At 66.7% G+C, this 14581-nt stretch carries 17 protein-coding genes; 10 read left to right on the top strand and 7 right to left on the bottom strand.

Features of this window, described 5'->3' with window-relative positions; translation table 11 throughout:
• Nucleotides 1-71: 71 nt before the first annotated feature.
• The gene (locus ACVWWN_RS13605) at nucleotides 72-935 is read right to left on the bottom strand and encodes a LysR family transcriptional regulator (RefSeq protein ID WP_457144373.1); all 864 of its coding nucleotides are present in this window, start codon (nucleotides 933-935) and stop codon (nucleotides 72-74) included.
• Between the two features lie 109 nt (nucleotides 936-1044).
• Here ACVWWN_RS13605 and ACVWWN_RS13600 point away from each other — a divergent pair, with 109 nt between their 5' ends.
• The 5 genes from ACVWWN_RS13600 to ACVWWN_RS13580 all read left to right on the top strand — a co-directional run bounded on the left by ACVWWN_RS13600 (nucleotide 1045) and on the right by ACVWWN_RS13580 (nucleotide 4284).
• Entirely contained in the window at nucleotides 1045-1755 is a 711-nt protein-coding gene (locus ACVWWN_RS13600; RefSeq protein WP_457144372.1) for an SDR family oxidoreductase, read from the top strand.
• Complete coding sequence (locus tag ACVWWN_RS13595) at nucleotides 1752-2309, top strand: MBL fold metallo-hydrolase (RefSeq protein WP_457144371.1); 558 nt, start codon at nucleotides 1752-1754, stop codon at nucleotides 2307-2309. Before ACVWWN_RS13600 ends, ACVWWN_RS13595 begins: the two co-directional genes overlap by 4 nt.
• On the top strand, nucleotides 2240-2656 hold the full coding sequence (locus tag ACVWWN_RS13590; protein ID WP_457149477.1) for a hypothetical protein: 417 nt from the start codon (nucleotides 2240-2242) through the stop codon (nucleotides 2654-2656). The genes ACVWWN_RS13595 and ACVWWN_RS13590 overlap by 70 nt, the downstream gene beginning before the upstream one ends.
• Nucleotides 2657-2822: 166 nt before the next feature.
• Entirely contained in the window at nucleotides 2823-3017 is a 195-nt protein-coding gene (locus ACVWWN_RS13585) for a hypothetical protein (protein WP_457144370.1), read from the top strand.
• 64 nt (nucleotides 3018-3081) lie between these two features.
• Nucleotides 3082-4284 (top strand): lipid-transfer protein, encoded by a 1203-nt coding sequence (locus ACVWWN_RS13580; protein WP_457144369.1) that lies wholly within the window; start codon nucleotides 3082-3084, stop codon nucleotides 4282-4284.
• On the opposite strand, the gene ACVWWN_RS13575 is transcribed toward ACVWWN_RS13580, so the two are convergent.
• Nucleotides 4208-5404 carry an alpha/beta fold hydrolase gene (locus tag ACVWWN_RS13575; RefSeq protein ID WP_457144368.1) on the bottom strand — a complete coding sequence of 399 codons (1197 nt, stop codon included), beginning with the start codon at nucleotides 5402-5404 and terminating at the stop codon, nucleotides 4208-4210. The two genes, ACVWWN_RS13580 and ACVWWN_RS13575, sit on opposite strands and share 77 nt — an antisense overlap.
• A gap of 250 nt (nucleotides 5405-5654) precedes the next feature.
• On the opposite strand from ACVWWN_RS13575, the gene ACVWWN_RS13570 reads away from it, so the two are divergent.
• Nucleotides 5655-5969, top strand: coding sequence for a hypothetical protein (locus ACVWWN_RS13570; protein WP_457144367.1), 315 nt, complete (start codon nucleotides 5655-5657; stop codon nucleotides 5967-5969).
• Here ACVWWN_RS13570 and ACVWWN_RS13565 read toward each other — a convergent pair.
• Entirely contained in the window at nucleotides 5938-6846 is a 909-nt protein-coding gene (locus ACVWWN_RS13565; RefSeq protein ID WP_457144366.1) for an SDR family oxidoreductase, read from the bottom strand. The genes ACVWWN_RS13570 and ACVWWN_RS13565 overlap by 32 nt on opposite strands.
• 41 nt (nucleotides 6847-6887) lie before the next feature.
• Nucleotides 6888-7619, bottom strand: a complete 732-nt coding sequence (locus tag ACVWWN_RS13560; RefSeq protein ID WP_457144365.1) for an SDR family oxidoreductase — start codon at nucleotides 7617-7619, stop codon at nucleotides 6888-6890.
• Between the two features lie 98 nt (nucleotides 7620-7717).
• Here ACVWWN_RS13560 and ACVWWN_RS13555 point away from each other — a divergent pair, with 98 nt between their 5' ends.
• Nucleotides 7718-8335 carry a TetR/AcrR family transcriptional regulator gene (locus ACVWWN_RS13555; RefSeq protein ID WP_457144364.1) on the top strand — a complete coding sequence of 206 codons (618 nt, stop codon included), beginning with the start codon at nucleotides 7718-7720 and terminating at the stop codon, nucleotides 8333-8335.
• 53 nt (nucleotides 8336-8388) lie between these two features.
• On the opposite strand, the gene ACVWWN_RS13550 is transcribed toward ACVWWN_RS13555, so the two are convergent.
• Together ACVWWN_RS13550 and ACVWWN_RS13545 are read right to left on the bottom strand one after the other, a co-directional pair.
• On the bottom strand, nucleotides 8389-8709 hold the full coding sequence (locus ACVWWN_RS13550; protein ID WP_457144363.1) for a hypothetical protein: 321 nt from the start codon (nucleotides 8707-8709) through the stop codon (nucleotides 8389-8391).
• 158 nt (nucleotides 8710-8867) lie between these two features.
• Nucleotides 8868-10244, bottom strand: coding sequence for a cation:dicarboxylate symporter family transporter (locus tag ACVWWN_RS13545; protein WP_457149116.1), 1377 nt, complete (start codon nucleotides 10242-10244; stop codon nucleotides 8868-8870).
• A gap of 140 nt (nucleotides 10245-10384) precedes the next feature.
• Between ACVWWN_RS13545 and ACVWWN_RS13540 the strand changes: the two genes are divergently transcribed.
• The 3 genes from ACVWWN_RS13540 to ACVWWN_RS13530 are packed head-to-tail and all read left to right on the top strand — an operon-like array spanning nucleotide 10385 to nucleotide 13001.
• Nucleotides 10385-10732: an alpha/beta fold hydrolase gene (locus ACVWWN_RS13540; RefSeq protein WP_457144362.1), complete on the top strand. Its 348-nt coding sequence runs from the start codon at nucleotides 10385-10387 to the stop codon at nucleotides 10730-10732.
• Nucleotides 10729-12318: a sensor histidine kinase gene (locus ACVWWN_RS13535; protein WP_457144361.1), complete on the top strand. Its 1590-nt coding sequence runs from the start codon at nucleotides 10729-10731 to the stop codon at nucleotides 12316-12318. Before ACVWWN_RS13540 ends, ACVWWN_RS13535 begins: the two co-directional genes overlap by 4 nt.
• The gene (locus ACVWWN_RS13530; RefSeq protein WP_457144360.1) at nucleotides 12315-13001 is read left to right on the top strand and encodes a response regulator; all 687 of its coding nucleotides are present in this window, start codon (nucleotides 12315-12317) and stop codon (nucleotides 12999-13001) included. The genes ACVWWN_RS13535 and ACVWWN_RS13530 overlap by 4 nt, the downstream gene beginning before the upstream one ends.
• On the opposite strand, the gene ACVWWN_RS13525 is transcribed toward ACVWWN_RS13530, so the two are convergent.
• Nucleotides 12998-14509, bottom strand: coding sequence for a GMC family oxidoreductase (locus ACVWWN_RS13525; RefSeq protein ID WP_457144359.1), 1512 nt, complete (start codon nucleotides 14507-14509; stop codon nucleotides 12998-13000). The two genes, ACVWWN_RS13530 and ACVWWN_RS13525, sit on opposite strands and share 4 nt — an antisense overlap.
• Nucleotides 14510-14581 lie beyond the last annotated feature (72 nt).

Here is a 14581-nt window from a genome sequence, read left to right as displayed (position 1 = left end):
TTCCGGGAGGACACAGAACTAGAACACGTTCTACGCAGGTCTACACCACTCGCCGGGGCCACGGGCCAGAGTCAATGCAGATCGAGCGCGGCGATGTGGTCCAGGAACGCGCGGGCGGGCGCCGACGCGCTGGCGGAGACGACGACCCCCAGATGCCGGACGGTCCTGGGCGTCAGCGGGCGCACCACCACATCGTCGGGCAGTTCCGGCAGTCCGGCCACCGGCAGGATGCTGACGCCGAGTCCGGCCCGGACGATTTCGAGCACCGCGGACATCTCCCGCGCCTCGAACGCGACATCGAAGTCGACGCCGAGCCGGCGCGCCACCGGCCCGAACACGTCCGCGCAGCCGCCCGTGGACCGGATGAACGGCTCCTTGGCCAGCTCGGCGTAGCTCACTTCGTCCCATTCGGCCAACCGGTGCCCGGCCGGCACCACCGCGACCATGTCCTGATTGCCGAGTACCGCGACGTCCATCCCGCGGATCGGCAGGCTGACCACACCGGCCTCGGCGGCGCCCTGGTCCAGCCAGTCCCGCACCTCCGTCTCGCTGCCTTCGAGCAGGCGGATCGTCACGCCCGGATACCGTGCGGCGAATGCCTGCAGCAGCGGCGCGATGAGAATGGCCGTGACGCTCGGCAGGCTCGCCAGGCTCAGGGTTCCGGTGACCTCACCCGCGAGCGCGGCAACTTCTCTGCGCATCAGGCTCAAATGCCGCACCGCCTCGCGCGCGTGTGTCAGCGCCACCGAACCGGCCCCGGTCAACGACAGCCCGTCGCGGCCGCGGATCAACAGCGGCGCGCCCAATTCCTTCTCGAGCGTGGCGACGGCCCGGCTGACAGCCGGTTGCGACAGCCCGAGCCGGCGGCTCGCCGCGGTGAAACCGCCCTGTTCGACCACCGTCACGAACGACTTCAGCTGCAACAGCGTCGTCATCGGTCCTCCTGCGATAACCCGAACGACATGAGCCATATCAATTCTGTTATCGATATTTGGTCACTCAATACGTTGATGTAATCAGCACAACGATTTAGGAGGAGATCCCATGTCATCGCGACGGATATTGATCACCGGAGCGTCCAAAGGCATCGGCCGCGCCGTCGCCAACCGATTGGCCGCCGCGGGCGACCTGCCGGTTGGTGTTGCGCGAACCACCCCGCAGGACTTCCCTGGCGAGTTTCATCAGGTGGACCTGGCCGACCGCGCAGGCACGGCCGAGGTGTTGGACAGGATCGTGGCGACCGGGAGGATCGATGCTGTGGTCAACAACGTCGGCTTCGCGCACTTCGGCCGAATCGGGTCGATCGACCTGGACCACCTGTTCGAAACCTACGACCTCAATGTGCGCACGGCGGTACAGGTGGTCCAGGCGGTCCTGCCCGGGATGCTGGCCGCGGGCTGGGGCCGAATCGTCAACGTCACCAGCCTGGTCACGCTCGGCACCCCCGAACGCACGCCCTATGCCGCGTCGAAGGCGGCACTCGAGACCTGCACCCGAATCTGGGCCAATGAGCTCGCCTCGACCGGCATCACGGTCAACGCCGTCGCGCCGGGACCTACCGAAACCGAGATGTACCGCGAGCGCAGCCCGATCGGCTCCGAGCGCGAAGCCCGCTTCCTGGAAACCATTCCCCTCAAGCGCGTCGGGGCGCCGCGGGAGATCGCCCATGCGATCTGTGCGCTGTTGGACGACGACGCCGGTTACATCACCGGTCAGATCATTCGCGTCGACGGTGGCGGGAGCATTGCGGCGTGACCGCCTCGGGCGGATCGGCCATCGGCCGAGCGGGTGATCCGTCCGCGGTGCGGTCTCTGGCGCTCGACGATGTGGAGGCCACCTACGTGGTCGACGGCGTGCTGCACACGCAGCCTGCGGCGTTCTTCCCCGCGATGCCGCGCGACTACTGGTCGGCGCGGCCGGAACTGTTCGCCGCGGCCGGCACGATGCCGATGAGCGCCGGCGGTCTGCTGATCGAGCGGGGCGATACGACCCTTCTGATCGATGCCGGGGTCGGCATGGCGACAGTGGATTTCCCGGGCGCCGATGTCGACTGCGGCGCGATGATCGACGTACTCGAAATGATCGGTCGCCGCCCCGAGGACATCGACGTGGTGGCCTTCACCCACCTGCACTTCGACCATGCCGGCTGGGCGTATGCGAACAGTGCCAAGATGTTTCCCCACGCGCGCTATGTGATCGCAGCGCGGGAGTGGGCCCGGTTCGCCGACGGCACCCACCCGTGCCGCGACAAGACAACGCCCTGGCATGTCGTCTGGCAGTTGCGTCCGACGCCGACTCGATCAATCTGATCGACGACGGCGAGGAGATTGTCCCCGGTGTGCGCGCCGTCGTCACCCCGGGCCACACGTCCTACGTGATCACTTCCTCCTCTGGGCGGCGCCTGGTCGCGCTTGGCGACGCCTTCCACACCCCGGCTCAACTCGCCCACCCGGAGTGGCTGTCGGCCGCCGACCCTGACGCGGCGGGCGTCGAGAGCGCCCGGCGCCGACTGCTCGCCGAACTGACCGAACCAGACACGCTCGGGTTCGGCTTCCATTTCGGTGATCAGTGCTTCGGACGAGTCATCTCGGGCCACGGCGGGGAGACGGCCTGGGAGCCGGTGCCCACCTCGGTGCTCGCCCCGTCCCCACGCTGACGCCTCACCCGCGCATTCGGGCTGTGGCACTGAGCGGCGTCGACTCGCCCGCGACCTGGCACTACACCGACACACCGGCGACCGAGAATCCGCCCAGGGACATCCGCGGACTCCGATGTCACCCCGAACTCCGAACCGGGATCCGACGACATCGCCAGGGAGTCCGATGACCCCCGCGCGTTGCTTCGCCAGGTTCACCAGGTTTGCCAGCATTGCCGGCACCGCGCTTGCGGCCGGCGCGCTCGGACTCGCCGCCCTCGACTCTGGCGCCGACCCGGTGCACCTGGGCACCGAGATGCTGGAGCACATCGACCTCACCACCCACCAGGCCGTCGTGTTCGTCGTCTCGGCAGCGAAGTAGTGCATCTAGACAGTTCGCCCGCCATGTGTTTCTGTCGACCGCAGGAACAGCGAAGGGACCAGGGATGCCGACCGCAGGAAAGAACCGAGTATTCGTCGTCGGAGTCGGGATGACGAAGTTCGAGAAGCCGGGCCGCCGCGAGGGCTGGGACTACCCCCAGATGGCCAAGGAATCGGGCACCAAGGCGCTGCAGGACGCCGGCATCGACTTCTCCGAGGTGCAGCAGGGTTTCGTCGGCTACGTCGCAGGCGATTCGACGTCGGGCAACCGGGCGCTCTACGAACTCGGCATGACCGGGATCCCGATCTCAAACGTCAACAACAACTGCTCCACCGGGTCGACCGCACTCTTCCTCGCCGCGCAGACGATCCGCGGCGGCCTGGCTGACTGCGCCATCGCGCTCGGGTTCGAGAAGATGCAGCCCGGCCCGCTCCAGGGTGGCGCCGAGGATCGGGAATCGCCGATGGGCAGACACGTCAAGGCCATGGCGGAGATCGACGAATTCGCATTCCCCGTCGCGCCCTGGATGTTCGGCGCCGCCGGACGCGAGCACATGGGTCAATATGGAAGCACCGCTGAGCATTTCGCCAAAATCGGCTACAAGAACCACAAGCACTCGGTCAACAACCCGTATGCGCAGTTCCAGGACGAGTACACCCTCGACGACATCCTGGGGGCGCGGATGATTTCCGATCCGCTGACCAAACTCCAGTGCTCCCCCACCTCCGACGGGTCCGGTGCGGCGATCGTGGCCGGCGAGGCGTTCGTGGACAAGCACGGCCTGGCCGCCCAGGCCGTGGAGATCGTCGGGCAGGCGATGACGACCGACTTCAACAGCACCTTCGATGGCAGCGCCAAGAACCTCATCGGCTATGACATGAATGTCCAAGCAGCACAGCAGGTTTACGATCAGTCCGGGCTCGGTCCGGCCGACTTCCAGGTGATCGAACTGCACGACTGCTTCTCCGCCAACGAGCTGCTGCTGTACGAGGCCCTCGGTCTGTGCGGCGAGGGCGAGGCCCCGAAGCTGATCGACAACAACGACACCACATACGGCGGTCGCTGGGTGGTCAACCCCTCAGGCGGGCTGATCTCCAAGGGCCATCCACTGGGCGCGACCGGCTTGGCACAGTGCGCCGAGCTCACCTGGCAGTTGCGCGGCACCGCCGACAAGCGGCAGGTCGACAACGTCACCGCGGCGCTGCAGCACAACATCGGGCTCGGTGGGGCGGCGGTGGTGACGGCCTACCAGCGCGCCGAGCGCTGACTGTTCTCTGCGCCAGCAGACGCAAACGGTCCCACACCCTCTGCCCGCCAAGGGCTTTTGTATCTTCTGGCCATGCATGATGGGGCCCCTCACGGAGCCGGTCGAGCGTAATACGCTGGGGTATTTCGGTTCCGAGTACATCTGGGGTGTGTTCGTTCAGGGTGCGCAATGGCGACTCATCCGTCAGCAGCGCGTCCGCCCAGCACTCCACGGAGACCGGCGCACCATCAGCCCGTCTGTCGGCCCGCAGCGCTTCACCGAGTTCGGCGGCCAGCAGCCTGCGCATCAGGTCGACCCCCTGTCGGGGATTGGCCAGCATCCACGAGTGATACGCGCCGGGCACACGGTAGAGCGCGCCGTCGGCACGGTCGGCCATGTCACGCGCGCTCTCGAACGGGACCACCAGATCCTTCTCGCCGTGCACCACGATCGTCGGCACCCGGTATTCGCGCATGGCGCCCAACATCGGCGTGTAGTCACCCGAGCCGATGATCGCCCGGAAAGCGCCGGGCAGCCCGAGTGGCGTCCGCGCGTTGCGTGCCAACGCCGACATCATCGCCAGCAGATAGCGGTTGCGCTCCCGCGACGGCAGTTGCAGCGGATCGCCGTGCGCGTCGTAGGCCGCACCCAGCAGGGCCCGCACGGTGCGTCGCGGTGACAGGGCGGGCCCGCGAAGCGACTCGTCGAAGGGCGCCCCGGCGGCGGCGTCGAGCAGGACGGCGGCCAGCACGCGTTCGGGCGCGACGGCCGAGAGGCCGACGATCATCCGCCCGCCCATCGAGTGTCCCAGGAAGACCGCCTTGCGGACGCCGAGCGCATCGAGGGTACGAATCGTCAGATCGATCCGCCGGGTCAGGTCGGCGGCCTCGCGCGGCAGGTTCGGAGTGTGGCCGTGTCCGGCGGCGTCGAGCGCGACGACCAGGAATCCCATTCCCGCGAGCCGGCTGAGCAACCGCACATACGCGCGGCCGCTGAGCGCGATGCCGTGCAGGAAGACCAGCGGAACGCCGCGGCCGCCGACGGTGACGCCGACCCGATGACCGTCATCCAGGGTCACCACGCGGTGTGTCAGCCTGACGCGCGTGGCCGGCTCCGCACCGGCCGCCGATGTCTGCCTCACCCGAACATGGTTAACCGCGCCGCGCGGCGCTGACCATTTCAGGCAGTGTGTGGTTGGTTACCGCCGGATGCCGCTGTGATGCACTTGGTACCGCACGTCACAGCGATCTTTCAGGTTGAGGTGAACCACACCGGCGACGATTACGTTCCACAACAGAGGTGAGTGCAGGACAAACGCGGGAACGAAAAGAGTTTCGCGGGCGATGTACTTGGAGGATCATGTGAACTCGCGGAAGACGGGAGGTGTGGCCATGCGGATGACGTTCAAGCTCGCCGCGGTGGCTTTTGGGGTGTGCGGGGTGATCGCAGCGCCCGCGGCCCTCGCCTCGGCCGAAACGCCGCAGGAGTTGATCAGCCGGCTCCAGAGCCAGGGTTACACGGTCAACATCGATCGAGTCGGAACAGCGCCGATAGATCAGTGCGTGGTCACCAATGTGCGCAACCCGCAGCAGGTCACCCAGTGGGTGCCCTACACGGGGCCCGGTCGGGGCCGAGACGGCGACCGCGTACTGGTGCAGGTCGTCACCAGCCAGTCTATTTCGGTGTCCCTGAACTGCTCACGCTGAGCAGATCGCTGAGACCGATCCGCTGGTAGAACCACTGCCGGACCCGGTCACCCACGCGGAAGACGTCCTCGGCGCCGTCGTCGGCCGGGTCGATGTAGATCCGGAACGGCCGTGAACCTTTCTCCGCGTCAACAACTTTCACAATCTGGCGGGCGACCTCGAACGGGTCGGCGTCTGCGGGCGCGATCTCGGCGAGCTTCTGCCCGACCTCGTCCAGCAGGCCCGCGTATTCGGTGTCATAGGCGGCCGCGACGTCGGCGTCGGCCGGGTGTCCGGCGTTGTCGAAGTGGTTGGTGCCCGTGGTGAACGAACCGGGGATGACGATCGTGGTGTCGATGCCGAAGCGGGTCAGTTCCGCGGCATAACTGACCGCGAGGGCATCCTCGGCGGCCTTGGCTGCGAAGTAGGGCCCGAGATAGGGCGGGGTGCCGCCGCGTGAACTCGACGAACCCACCCAGAGCACTAAACCGTCCCGTTGCGCCCGCAGATGCGGCAGTACCGCCCGGTTGACCCGCTGCGTGGACAGCACGTTGGTGTCGTAGATCGCCGCGACCTGCTCGGTGGTGAAGGCCTCGGCGGGCCCCAGCACCATGTGACCGGCGTTGTGGATGACCACGTCGATGCGGCCTTCGGCGTCGAGCACACTGCCCACGGCCGCGTCGACCGAGACCTGGTCGGACACATCCATCTCGACAGGATGGAGGGCGACGCCGTGTGCGCCGGAGTAGGCGCGGGCGGCCGCGGCCGCCTCGGTGTTGCGGCCGCCGATATCCCGCATGCCCGCATAGACAGCGTGCTTCGCGTCGGCGAGCGCTCGCGCCGTCATCGCGCCGAACCCGCTCGAAGCGCCGGTGATCAGGATGACCTTGGAACTCATGACCGTCCTTTCCTGGATCGGGAAAACTATTGGGGCACGTGTCAGGAAACGACGCCGCCATTGACGAGGATGACCTGACCGTTGACCCAGCGCCCCGGCCCGGCGAGGAAGGCCACCGCCTCGGCGATGTCCTGCGGCTCACCGAGCCGCTCCAACGGTGCGGCCGCCTTCGCGCGGTCGATGACGTCCTGCGTCTTGCCCTCGAAGTACAGCGGTGTGGCGGTCGGCCCGGGTCCGACGGCGTTGACGGTGACATCGCGACCCCGCATCTCCTTGGCGAGAATCAGCGTCATCGCGTCAACGGCGCCCTTCGTTGCGGCGTAGGCCGTGTAGCCGGGTACGGCGATCTTGGTGACCGAGGTCGAGAAGTTGATGATGGCGCCGCCCTTCCGGACGCGGCGCGCCGCCTGCTGGCTCACCACGAACGTGCCGCGCACGTTGGTCCGGTGCATCCGGTCGAAGTCGTCGAGGTTCAACTCGGTCAGCGGCGACAGCAACATGATGCCTGCGGTGTTGACCACCACGTCGATGCCTCCGAATTCGGCCTCGACCTCGTCGAACATCGCTACCACCTGCGCCTCGTCGGCCACATCGGCGGCCACCACGAGCGCGCGTCCGCCGGCGGCGACGATCTCCTCGGCCACCGCCTGCGCGCGGTCCTTGTTTCCGGCGTAATGCACGGCCACGGCCATGCCCGCCTGCCCGAGTCGGACAGCCACCTGATGTCCGATTCCGCCCGATGCACCCGTCACCAGGGCGACGCGATCAGCCATCTCACTCACACTCCTTGCCGTTGTGTACGATCCGTCCATATAAACATTAAGTGGATGCAGTGTCCATATATTCCGCCGACACCCGCCAAGGGACTGTGATGAGCGAACCGGAAAAAATCGGGCCCCCCGAGAGAGGGCTCAAGAGAGGGCGCGGGCGCCGCCCGGCAGCGGAGGTCCTCCGCGACGTACTGGAGGCCGCGGGCGAGCTGTTGTTCGGCGAGGGCATGGCCGCCTTCACCATCGAAAAGGTCGCACAGCGCTCGGGCGCCAGCAAGATGACGATCTACAAGTGGTGGCGATCGAAGGGAGCCCTCGCGCTCGACGGCTATTTCCACCGAGTGGAGCCGGACCTGAGGTACCCCGACACCGGCGACATCGAGACCGATCTGCGCACCCAGCTGCACGCGTTCCGGCACGTCGTCAATGACACCCCGGCCGGCCGGGTGATCGCGGAGCTGATCGGCCAGGCGCAGTCCGATCCGGATCTGAAGGTTGCCTATCTGCAGCGATATTCATCGCCGCGCCGGGCAATGGCGGTGGCGGCGCTCGACAGGGCCAGGCAGCGCGGACAATTGCGCGCGACTCTGGATCCCGAGTCAGTCGTCGACCAGCTCTGGGGCGCCTGCTACCACCGGCTGCTGCTGCCCGATCAGCCGCTCACCGACCAATTCGTTGATGCCTTGATAGACAATCTCTTTGGTGGAATCACTGCGTGAATAGGACGAGACCCCGGCCGGATCCCTCCCTCCGGCCGGGGTCTCGTCTGGTGTCAGCGTGCGGAGCAGTCAAGCGACACCGTGATGTTGCGATCAACCACCACAGGGACGAAGTCCCGGTTCCCGTTGCGTCCGCGCCCTCCGACGATCACGGGGGCGAGTTCGGTTCGCTCCCTTGGGTTGCGCACATCGGTGACCACACACTCCGAGAGCGGCGCGCTCCCGATGCGGTCGACCTTCACGTCGAACCCCTGCGCCTCGAGTTGACCGATCGTCACCTGGGCGGACTCGGCCGAGGCGATCGCTGTCGGTGCGATGATCGCTGCGCAAGCCGCCGCAGCCAACCCGATGAGTGTTAGCAATATGGCACGCATGGCGTCGCCTCCGTTTCTCCCGTGTACCGGGCTTTTTCGTCTTCAGCCGGATCAACGGGCATACCGCGGAGGAGGTTCAAAGGGATTTCAAAGTTTTTTACGCGCAGCGAAAGGCCCGGCCAGCGAGGGGTCTGACCGGGCCCTTCTCTTGGCGCGCCCTACGCCGGCGCAGGGACTCGCTCCTGCACTGGCTCTTCGACGCGCGGCGCACGATCGTCGTCGACCATGGTGAGTTCGTCGAACGGATCATTGCCGCCCAGAACGGCATTCACCTTGTCTCGATCGATCGTCTTGGTCCACGATCCGACGAGCATCGTGGCGACCGCGTTGCCCGAGAAGTTCGTCACCGCGCGCGCCTCGGACATGAACCGGTCGATGCCGACGATCAGGCCGACGCCGTCGAGCAGATCGGGACGGTGGCTCTGCAGTCCACCGGCCAGGGTGGCCAGGCCGGCGCCCGTGACACCCGCGGCGCCCTTGGACGCGACGATCATGAACACCAGCAGGCCGATCTGCTGACCGACAGACAGCGGGCTGCCCAGCGCGTCGGCGATGAACAGAGACGCCATCGTCAGGTAGATCGCGGTCCCGTCGAGGTTGAACGAATATCCGGTCGGCACCACGACACCGACGGTGCTGCGTTCCACGCCCAGATGCTCCATCTTGGCGATCAGCCGTGGCAGCGCGGATTCCGACGACGAGGTCGAGAAGATCAGCAGGTACTCACGCGCCAGATACCGCACCAGCTTGAAGATCGAGACACCCGACACCACGCGCAGCAGCGTGCCGAGTACGCCGAACACGAACACCACGCACGTGAGGTAGAACGCGAGCATCAGCGTGAGGAGTTGCGTCACGGCGGTCCAGCCCGTCTGCCCGACGACGTTGGCGATCGCGCCGAACGCACCGATCGGAGCCAGCCACAGGATCATCACAAGGACCTTGAACACCAGCTTCTGCAGGTGCTCGATGCCGCGCAGGATCGGCTCACCGGTGCGGCCCATCGCCTGCAGCGCGAAGCCGACGAGCAGCGCCACGAACAACGCCTGCAGCACATTGCCTTCGGTGAGGGACGACAGCAGCGAGGTCGGGATGATGTGCTGGATGAAGTCCATCAGGCCACCCGCTTCGTGCGCGGTCTCGGCCAACTCGGCGCCTTTGCCCGCCGCGCTCTTCGACAGGTGCATACCGCTGCCGGGATGGATCAGGTTGCCGACCACCAGACCGATCGCCAGCGCGAAGGTGGACATCACCAGGAAGTAGACGAACGCCAGCCCACCGACCTTGCCCACGGTGGCGGCCTTGCGGACTGAGCCGATGCCCAGCACGATCGTGCAGAAGATGACCGGCGTGATCATCATCTTGATCAGGCTGACGAACATCGTGCCGAGCACGGCCACGCTCTTGCCGACTTCGGGGGCCAACAAGCCGACCGCGATGCCGGCCAGCACCGCGACGATGACGGCGATGTACAGCCAGTGGGTGCGGTCGCGGCGCTTCGGGCCGGGCGGCTCGGGTACCGGTGTCCTGTCCATTTGAGTGCTCACGTCGAGTTCCTCCAGTTCATCCACCTCAGATTTGAATGTGGTCTGCAAGGATGGTCGGCGAGGGCGTGAGCCAGGTCACGTTTTAGTTCATTGTGTTCAGCGAAAGGCGCGACGCTCAGGTGGCGGCAGTGAAGACCCGAGACGGCCGTGAACACACCTATCTGGAGGTGGGAGAACCGAACGGCCTTCTGGTGATCCACAACCACGGTGGACCGAGCAGTCGGCGGGAAGCGCACCTGCTCGGACAGTCGGCGGCGAAGAACAGACTGCGACTCGTCTGTGTGGACCGGCCCGGAATGGGACAGTCGAGCCCGCAGACCGCGCGCAGCTACGCCGGTTGGGTGGAGGACATGACCGCAGTCGCCGACGAGCTGGGCTGTCACGAATTCGGGGTGACCGGCTGGTCGGAAGGTGGACCCTGGGCACTGGCGGCCGGCCGCTTCGCGATGGCGGCCGGGGAACTGAACACATCGTGAGTCGGAGGTGGCTGGGCCGGATCGGCCGCTCGCGGCCGCGTTCCCTGGCGACACAGGCGATCGCCCTGCAGATCCTCGTGATCGCGGTGGTGGTGCTGGCCGCCAGCGGCCTGGCGTTGCTCGACGCCCGCAACGACGGCGACGCCGCGGCGCGTCAGCAGGTGGTGAGCATCGCCACTGCGCTGGCCGATTCTCCATCGACGGCGACCGCCATCGAATCAGGAAGGGCCACTGAGGTTTTACAGCCGGTCACGGAGGCGGTCCGGACAAACACCGACGTCGCGTTCATCACGATCATGGGCCCCGACGGCATCAGGTTCACCCACACCGACCCGAACCAGATCGGCGGCCACTACCTGGGCACCATCGATCCCGCGCTGCGTGGCGAGACCTTCAGCGAGGTCTACACCGGCACACTGGGCCCGTCGATCCGGGCCATCGCACCCGTACGCAACCAATCCGGGCGCATCGTCGGACTGGTGTCGGCCGGAATCACCCAGCAGACGCTGGCTCAACGCTGGCGGTCGCAGTGGCCGACGATCGCCGCGGTCAGCGCTGCAGCGCTGGCCATTTCACTCGTCGGCGTGTGGTTCATCCGGCGCAGGTTGTTGCGGCAGACGCACGGGCTGCGGCCCGACGAGCTGCGGGTGATGTACGAGCACCACGATGCGATCCTGCATTCGGTGTCCGAGGGTCTGATCGTGCTCGACGGCAGCGGAGTGACACTCGTCAACGACGAGGCTCGCCGACTGCTTGCGCTGCCGCCAGGCCCGGTGCGGCGGTCCGATCTGCCCGAGTTCCTGCGCACCTACAACCCGGGAGCGCGGGACGAAGTACACGTCACCGACGAACGGGTGCTGGTGGTCAACCGCTCCCCCGTCGACAACAGATCGGGGAATTCGGAAGTCGTCACGATCCGCGACCGAACCGAATTGCAGGGCGCATTGGGCGAACTCAGCTCGCTGCAGGTCCTGACGAAATCCTTGCGATCGCAGGCCCACGAGGCCGCCAACAAGCTGCACACGGTGGTCACCATGGTCGAAATGGGGCGTCCGGAGGAAGCGGTGAAGTTCGCCACGAACGAATTGCAACTGTCTCAACAACTGGTCGACCGGCTGTCGAGTGCCGTGGGCGAGCCTGCACTGGTCGCGCTGCTGCTCGGCAAGTCCGCACACGCCGACGAACGCGGCATCGAGTTGACTGTCACCGAGGAGACGCACCTGCCGTCCAACACCGACGACATCCCACTGAGCGGCCAGGAGATGGTCACGGTGCTGGGAAACTTGATCGACAACGCGATGGACGCCTGTGACCGTGACGATCCATGGGTCGAAGTGACCGTGAGCCAGGAGAACGGCACGCTGTTGATGCGCGTCGCCGACAGCGGACCGGGCATGGACGCCGACACCTTCGCGAAGGCCATGCAGCGTGGGTACTCCACGAAGTCGGGTACCGATGCCGAGCCACACGGCCTCGGCCTGGCGTTGGTCGCCCAGGTGGTCAAGCGTCACGGCGGCCGGTTGACCGCCGACGTGACGTACGGGTCGGTGGTCACCGTGACCATCAACAACGCGGTCGAACCATGATCCACGTGCTGATCGTCGAGGACGAACCCCTGATCGCCGAGGCGCACCAAACCTATCTCGCTCGGCTGCAGGGCTTTTCGGTGGCGGCCGTCGCCCACACCGCCCGCGATGCCATGCGCGCGGCGTCGGAGGCGGCGACCGGTGACACGCCGATCGATCTGGTGTTGCTGGACATCGGGCTTCCTGACGCCAGCGGGATCGCGCTGGCGTCCGGGCTGTCCGGACTGCGCCCGGCGCCGGACATCATCGCGATCACGTCCGAGCGCGACCTGGAAATGGTGCGCGCCGCGGTGGGCCACGGCGCGCTGGCCTATCTGTTGAAGCCCTTCACGTTCGCGGCGTTCCGCGACCGCCTCGAGCGCTACCGGCGTTACCGTGAGGCACTGCCTGCGGGCACCGATGCCGCGAGCCAGGCAGAGGTCGATCGCGCGCTGTCCGAGCTACGTATCAGCACCGACAGGTCTGCACCGAAGGGCGCGGCACCCGGCACCAATGACGAAATCGCCCGCGCGGTCAGGGATTCCCGCGACGGGGTCACCGCCGATGAGGTCGCCAAGCAGGTCGGGGTGTCCCGGGTCACCGCCTGGCGTTACCTCGAACGTCTCGCCGACGAGGGGACCGTCACGCGGCACACCGATTACGGCAAAGCCGGGCGCCCGAAGACCCGCTATCAGTGGCGCTAGCCGTTCCGGATCAGCTCGGCGCCGCGTTCGGCGATGCCGTAGACGGTGGCCATCGTGTTGTTCGACGGCAGCGACGGCATCACCGAGGCGTCCACCACCCGCAATCCGCTGATCCCGTGCACGCGCAACTCGCTGTCGACCACCGACTCCTCGGTCTCGCCCATCGCGCAGGTGCCGACAGGGTGATAGTAGGACGACGTGGTCGCGCGGATGAAGTCACGCATGGCGGTCTCGTTGTCGACCGCGGGCCCAGGAGCGATCTCCGCCGCGCGCCACCCATCGAGCGCGGGCGCCGTGCCGATCTCGCGCGCGATGCGGAAGCCTTTGAGCATCGTGCGCATGTCGCGCGCGTCGCCCAGGTAGTTCGGGTCGACGATCGGAGCGACGTCGGCGTCGCGGCACGCCAGCCAGACCGAGCCGCGGCTGTGCGGCTGCATCACAGAGACCCCGATCAGGTAGGTGTCCGGCACATCGAGACCGACGACGGCCGAGGAATCGACGAACAGGATCTGGAGATTCGGCGCCGTCGTCTCGGCCGTGGTACGCAGCACTCCCATGGCCTCGCCGTGATTGTTCTCGGCGACAGGGACCGGCCGTGAGGATCGGTAGATGACACCGGTCACCGGATGATCCTGCAGGTTCGCGCCGACGGCGGGCAGATCGTGCACCACGTCGACGCCCACGGACCGAAGGTGGCCGGCCGGCCCGATCCCCGAAAGCATCAACAGCTGGGGCGATCCGATACCGCCTGCGGCGAGAATCACCTCGCCGGCATTCACACTGATCGATTTCCCGTTCTGGCGGTATTCGATCCCCGTGGCACGCCCTCGTTCGATCAGAACCCGCTGCACGATTGCGTCGGTCACGAGATCGACATTCGGGCGCTCGAGCGCCGTCGCAAGGTACGCGTCGGCGGCACTCTGCCGGTGGCCGTTCACGATCGTCGAATCCGCTAAGCCAAACCCGGTTTCCAGGCCGCCACTGATATCGGCGGCTTTCCGATGCCCCCGCTGAAGTGCCGCCGTCAGGCAGGCGACGACCACGGGGTTGATCGGGTCGGCGCGGCCGACGACCAACGGACCGTCCACTCCCCGGACCGCAGGATCACCGTGGACCACCTTTTCGCTGCGTTTGAAGTACGGCAGCAGGTCGTCGAATGTCCATCCCTTCGCCCCGAACCGGTCCCAGTCGGCGTAGCTGTCCCGATGCCCGCGGACGAACATCATCGCGTTGATCGACGATGACCCTCCGACACCGCGGCCGCGCGCCAGATGGATCGCGGTTCCGGTGCCCGGCTGCACGGTGGTGAGGTGGCCGAGGTCGGCCGGCCCCCGGAGCATGGTGTGCCATTCCGGCGGGTTGGCACTGGCCGGTGGCGGCGTGGCGCCGCCCCCCTCGACCAACAGCACCCGAGTGTGGTTGTCCTCGGACAACCTGGCCGCCAACACAGAACCGGCCGTTCCGGCTCCGACGACGATGAAGTCATACGATTTGTCAGAGCGTGTCATCGCGGTTTCCTTTCTCTACCACTCGATGTTTCCACTGTTATCAATCGTCGAGCTATCGCCGATAATTCCGTT

It is taken from the genome of Mycobacterium sp. URHB0021 (genome assembly GCF_054057895.1).
This window is presented reverse-complemented; position numbering and strand designations above follow the sequence as displayed.

Excerpts from the sequence above, each read along its gene's own strand:
- ACVWWN_RS13555 (WP_457144364.1), top strand. The coding sequence starts at position 7,718 with ATGAGCGAACCGGAAAAAATCGGGCCCCCCGAGAGAGGGCTCAAGAGA.
- ACVWWN_RS13545 (WP_457149116.1), bottom strand. The coding sequence starts at position 10,244 with ATGGACAGGACACCGGTACCCGAGCCGCCCGGCCCGAAGCGCCGCGAC.
- ACVWWN_RS13580 (WP_457144369.1), top strand. The coding sequence starts at position 3,082 with ATGCCGACCGCAGGAAAGAACCGAGTATTCGTCGTCGGAGTCGGGATG.
- ACVWWN_RS13605 (WP_457144373.1), bottom strand. The coding sequence starts at position 935 with ATGACGACGCTGTTGCAGCTGAAGTCGTTCGTGACGGTGGTCGAACAG.
- ACVWWN_RS13560 (WP_457144365.1), bottom strand. The coding sequence starts at position 7,619 with ATGGCTGATCGCGTCGCCCTGGTGACGGGTGCATCGGGCGGAATCGGA.
- ACVWWN_RS13525 (WP_457144359.1), bottom strand. The coding sequence starts at position 14,509 with ATGACACGCTCTGACAAATCGTATGACTTCATCGTCGTCGGAGCCGGA.
- ACVWWN_RS13570 (WP_457144367.1), top strand. The coding sequence starts at position 5,655 with ATGCGGATGACGTTCAAGCTCGCCGCGGTGGCTTTTGGGGTGTGCGGG.
- ACVWWN_RS13585 (WP_457144370.1), top strand. The coding sequence starts at position 2,823 with ATGACCCCCGCGCGTTGCTTCGCCAGGTTCACCAGGTTTGCCAGCATT.
- ACVWWN_RS13565 (WP_457144366.1), bottom strand. The coding sequence starts at position 6,846 with ATGAGTTCCAAGGTCATCCTGATCACCGGCGCTTCGAGCGGGTTCGGC.
- ACVWWN_RS13550 (WP_457144363.1), bottom strand. The coding sequence starts at position 8,709 with ATGCGTGCCATATTGCTAACACTCATCGGGTTGGCTGCGGCGGCTTGC.
- ACVWWN_RS13600 (WP_457144372.1), top strand. The coding sequence starts at position 1,045 with ATGTCATCGCGACGGATATTGATCACCGGAGCGTCCAAAGGCATCGGC.
- ACVWWN_RS13530 (WP_457144360.1), top strand. The coding sequence starts at position 12,315 with ATGATCCACGTGCTGATCGTCGAGGACGAACCCCTGATCGCCGAGGCG.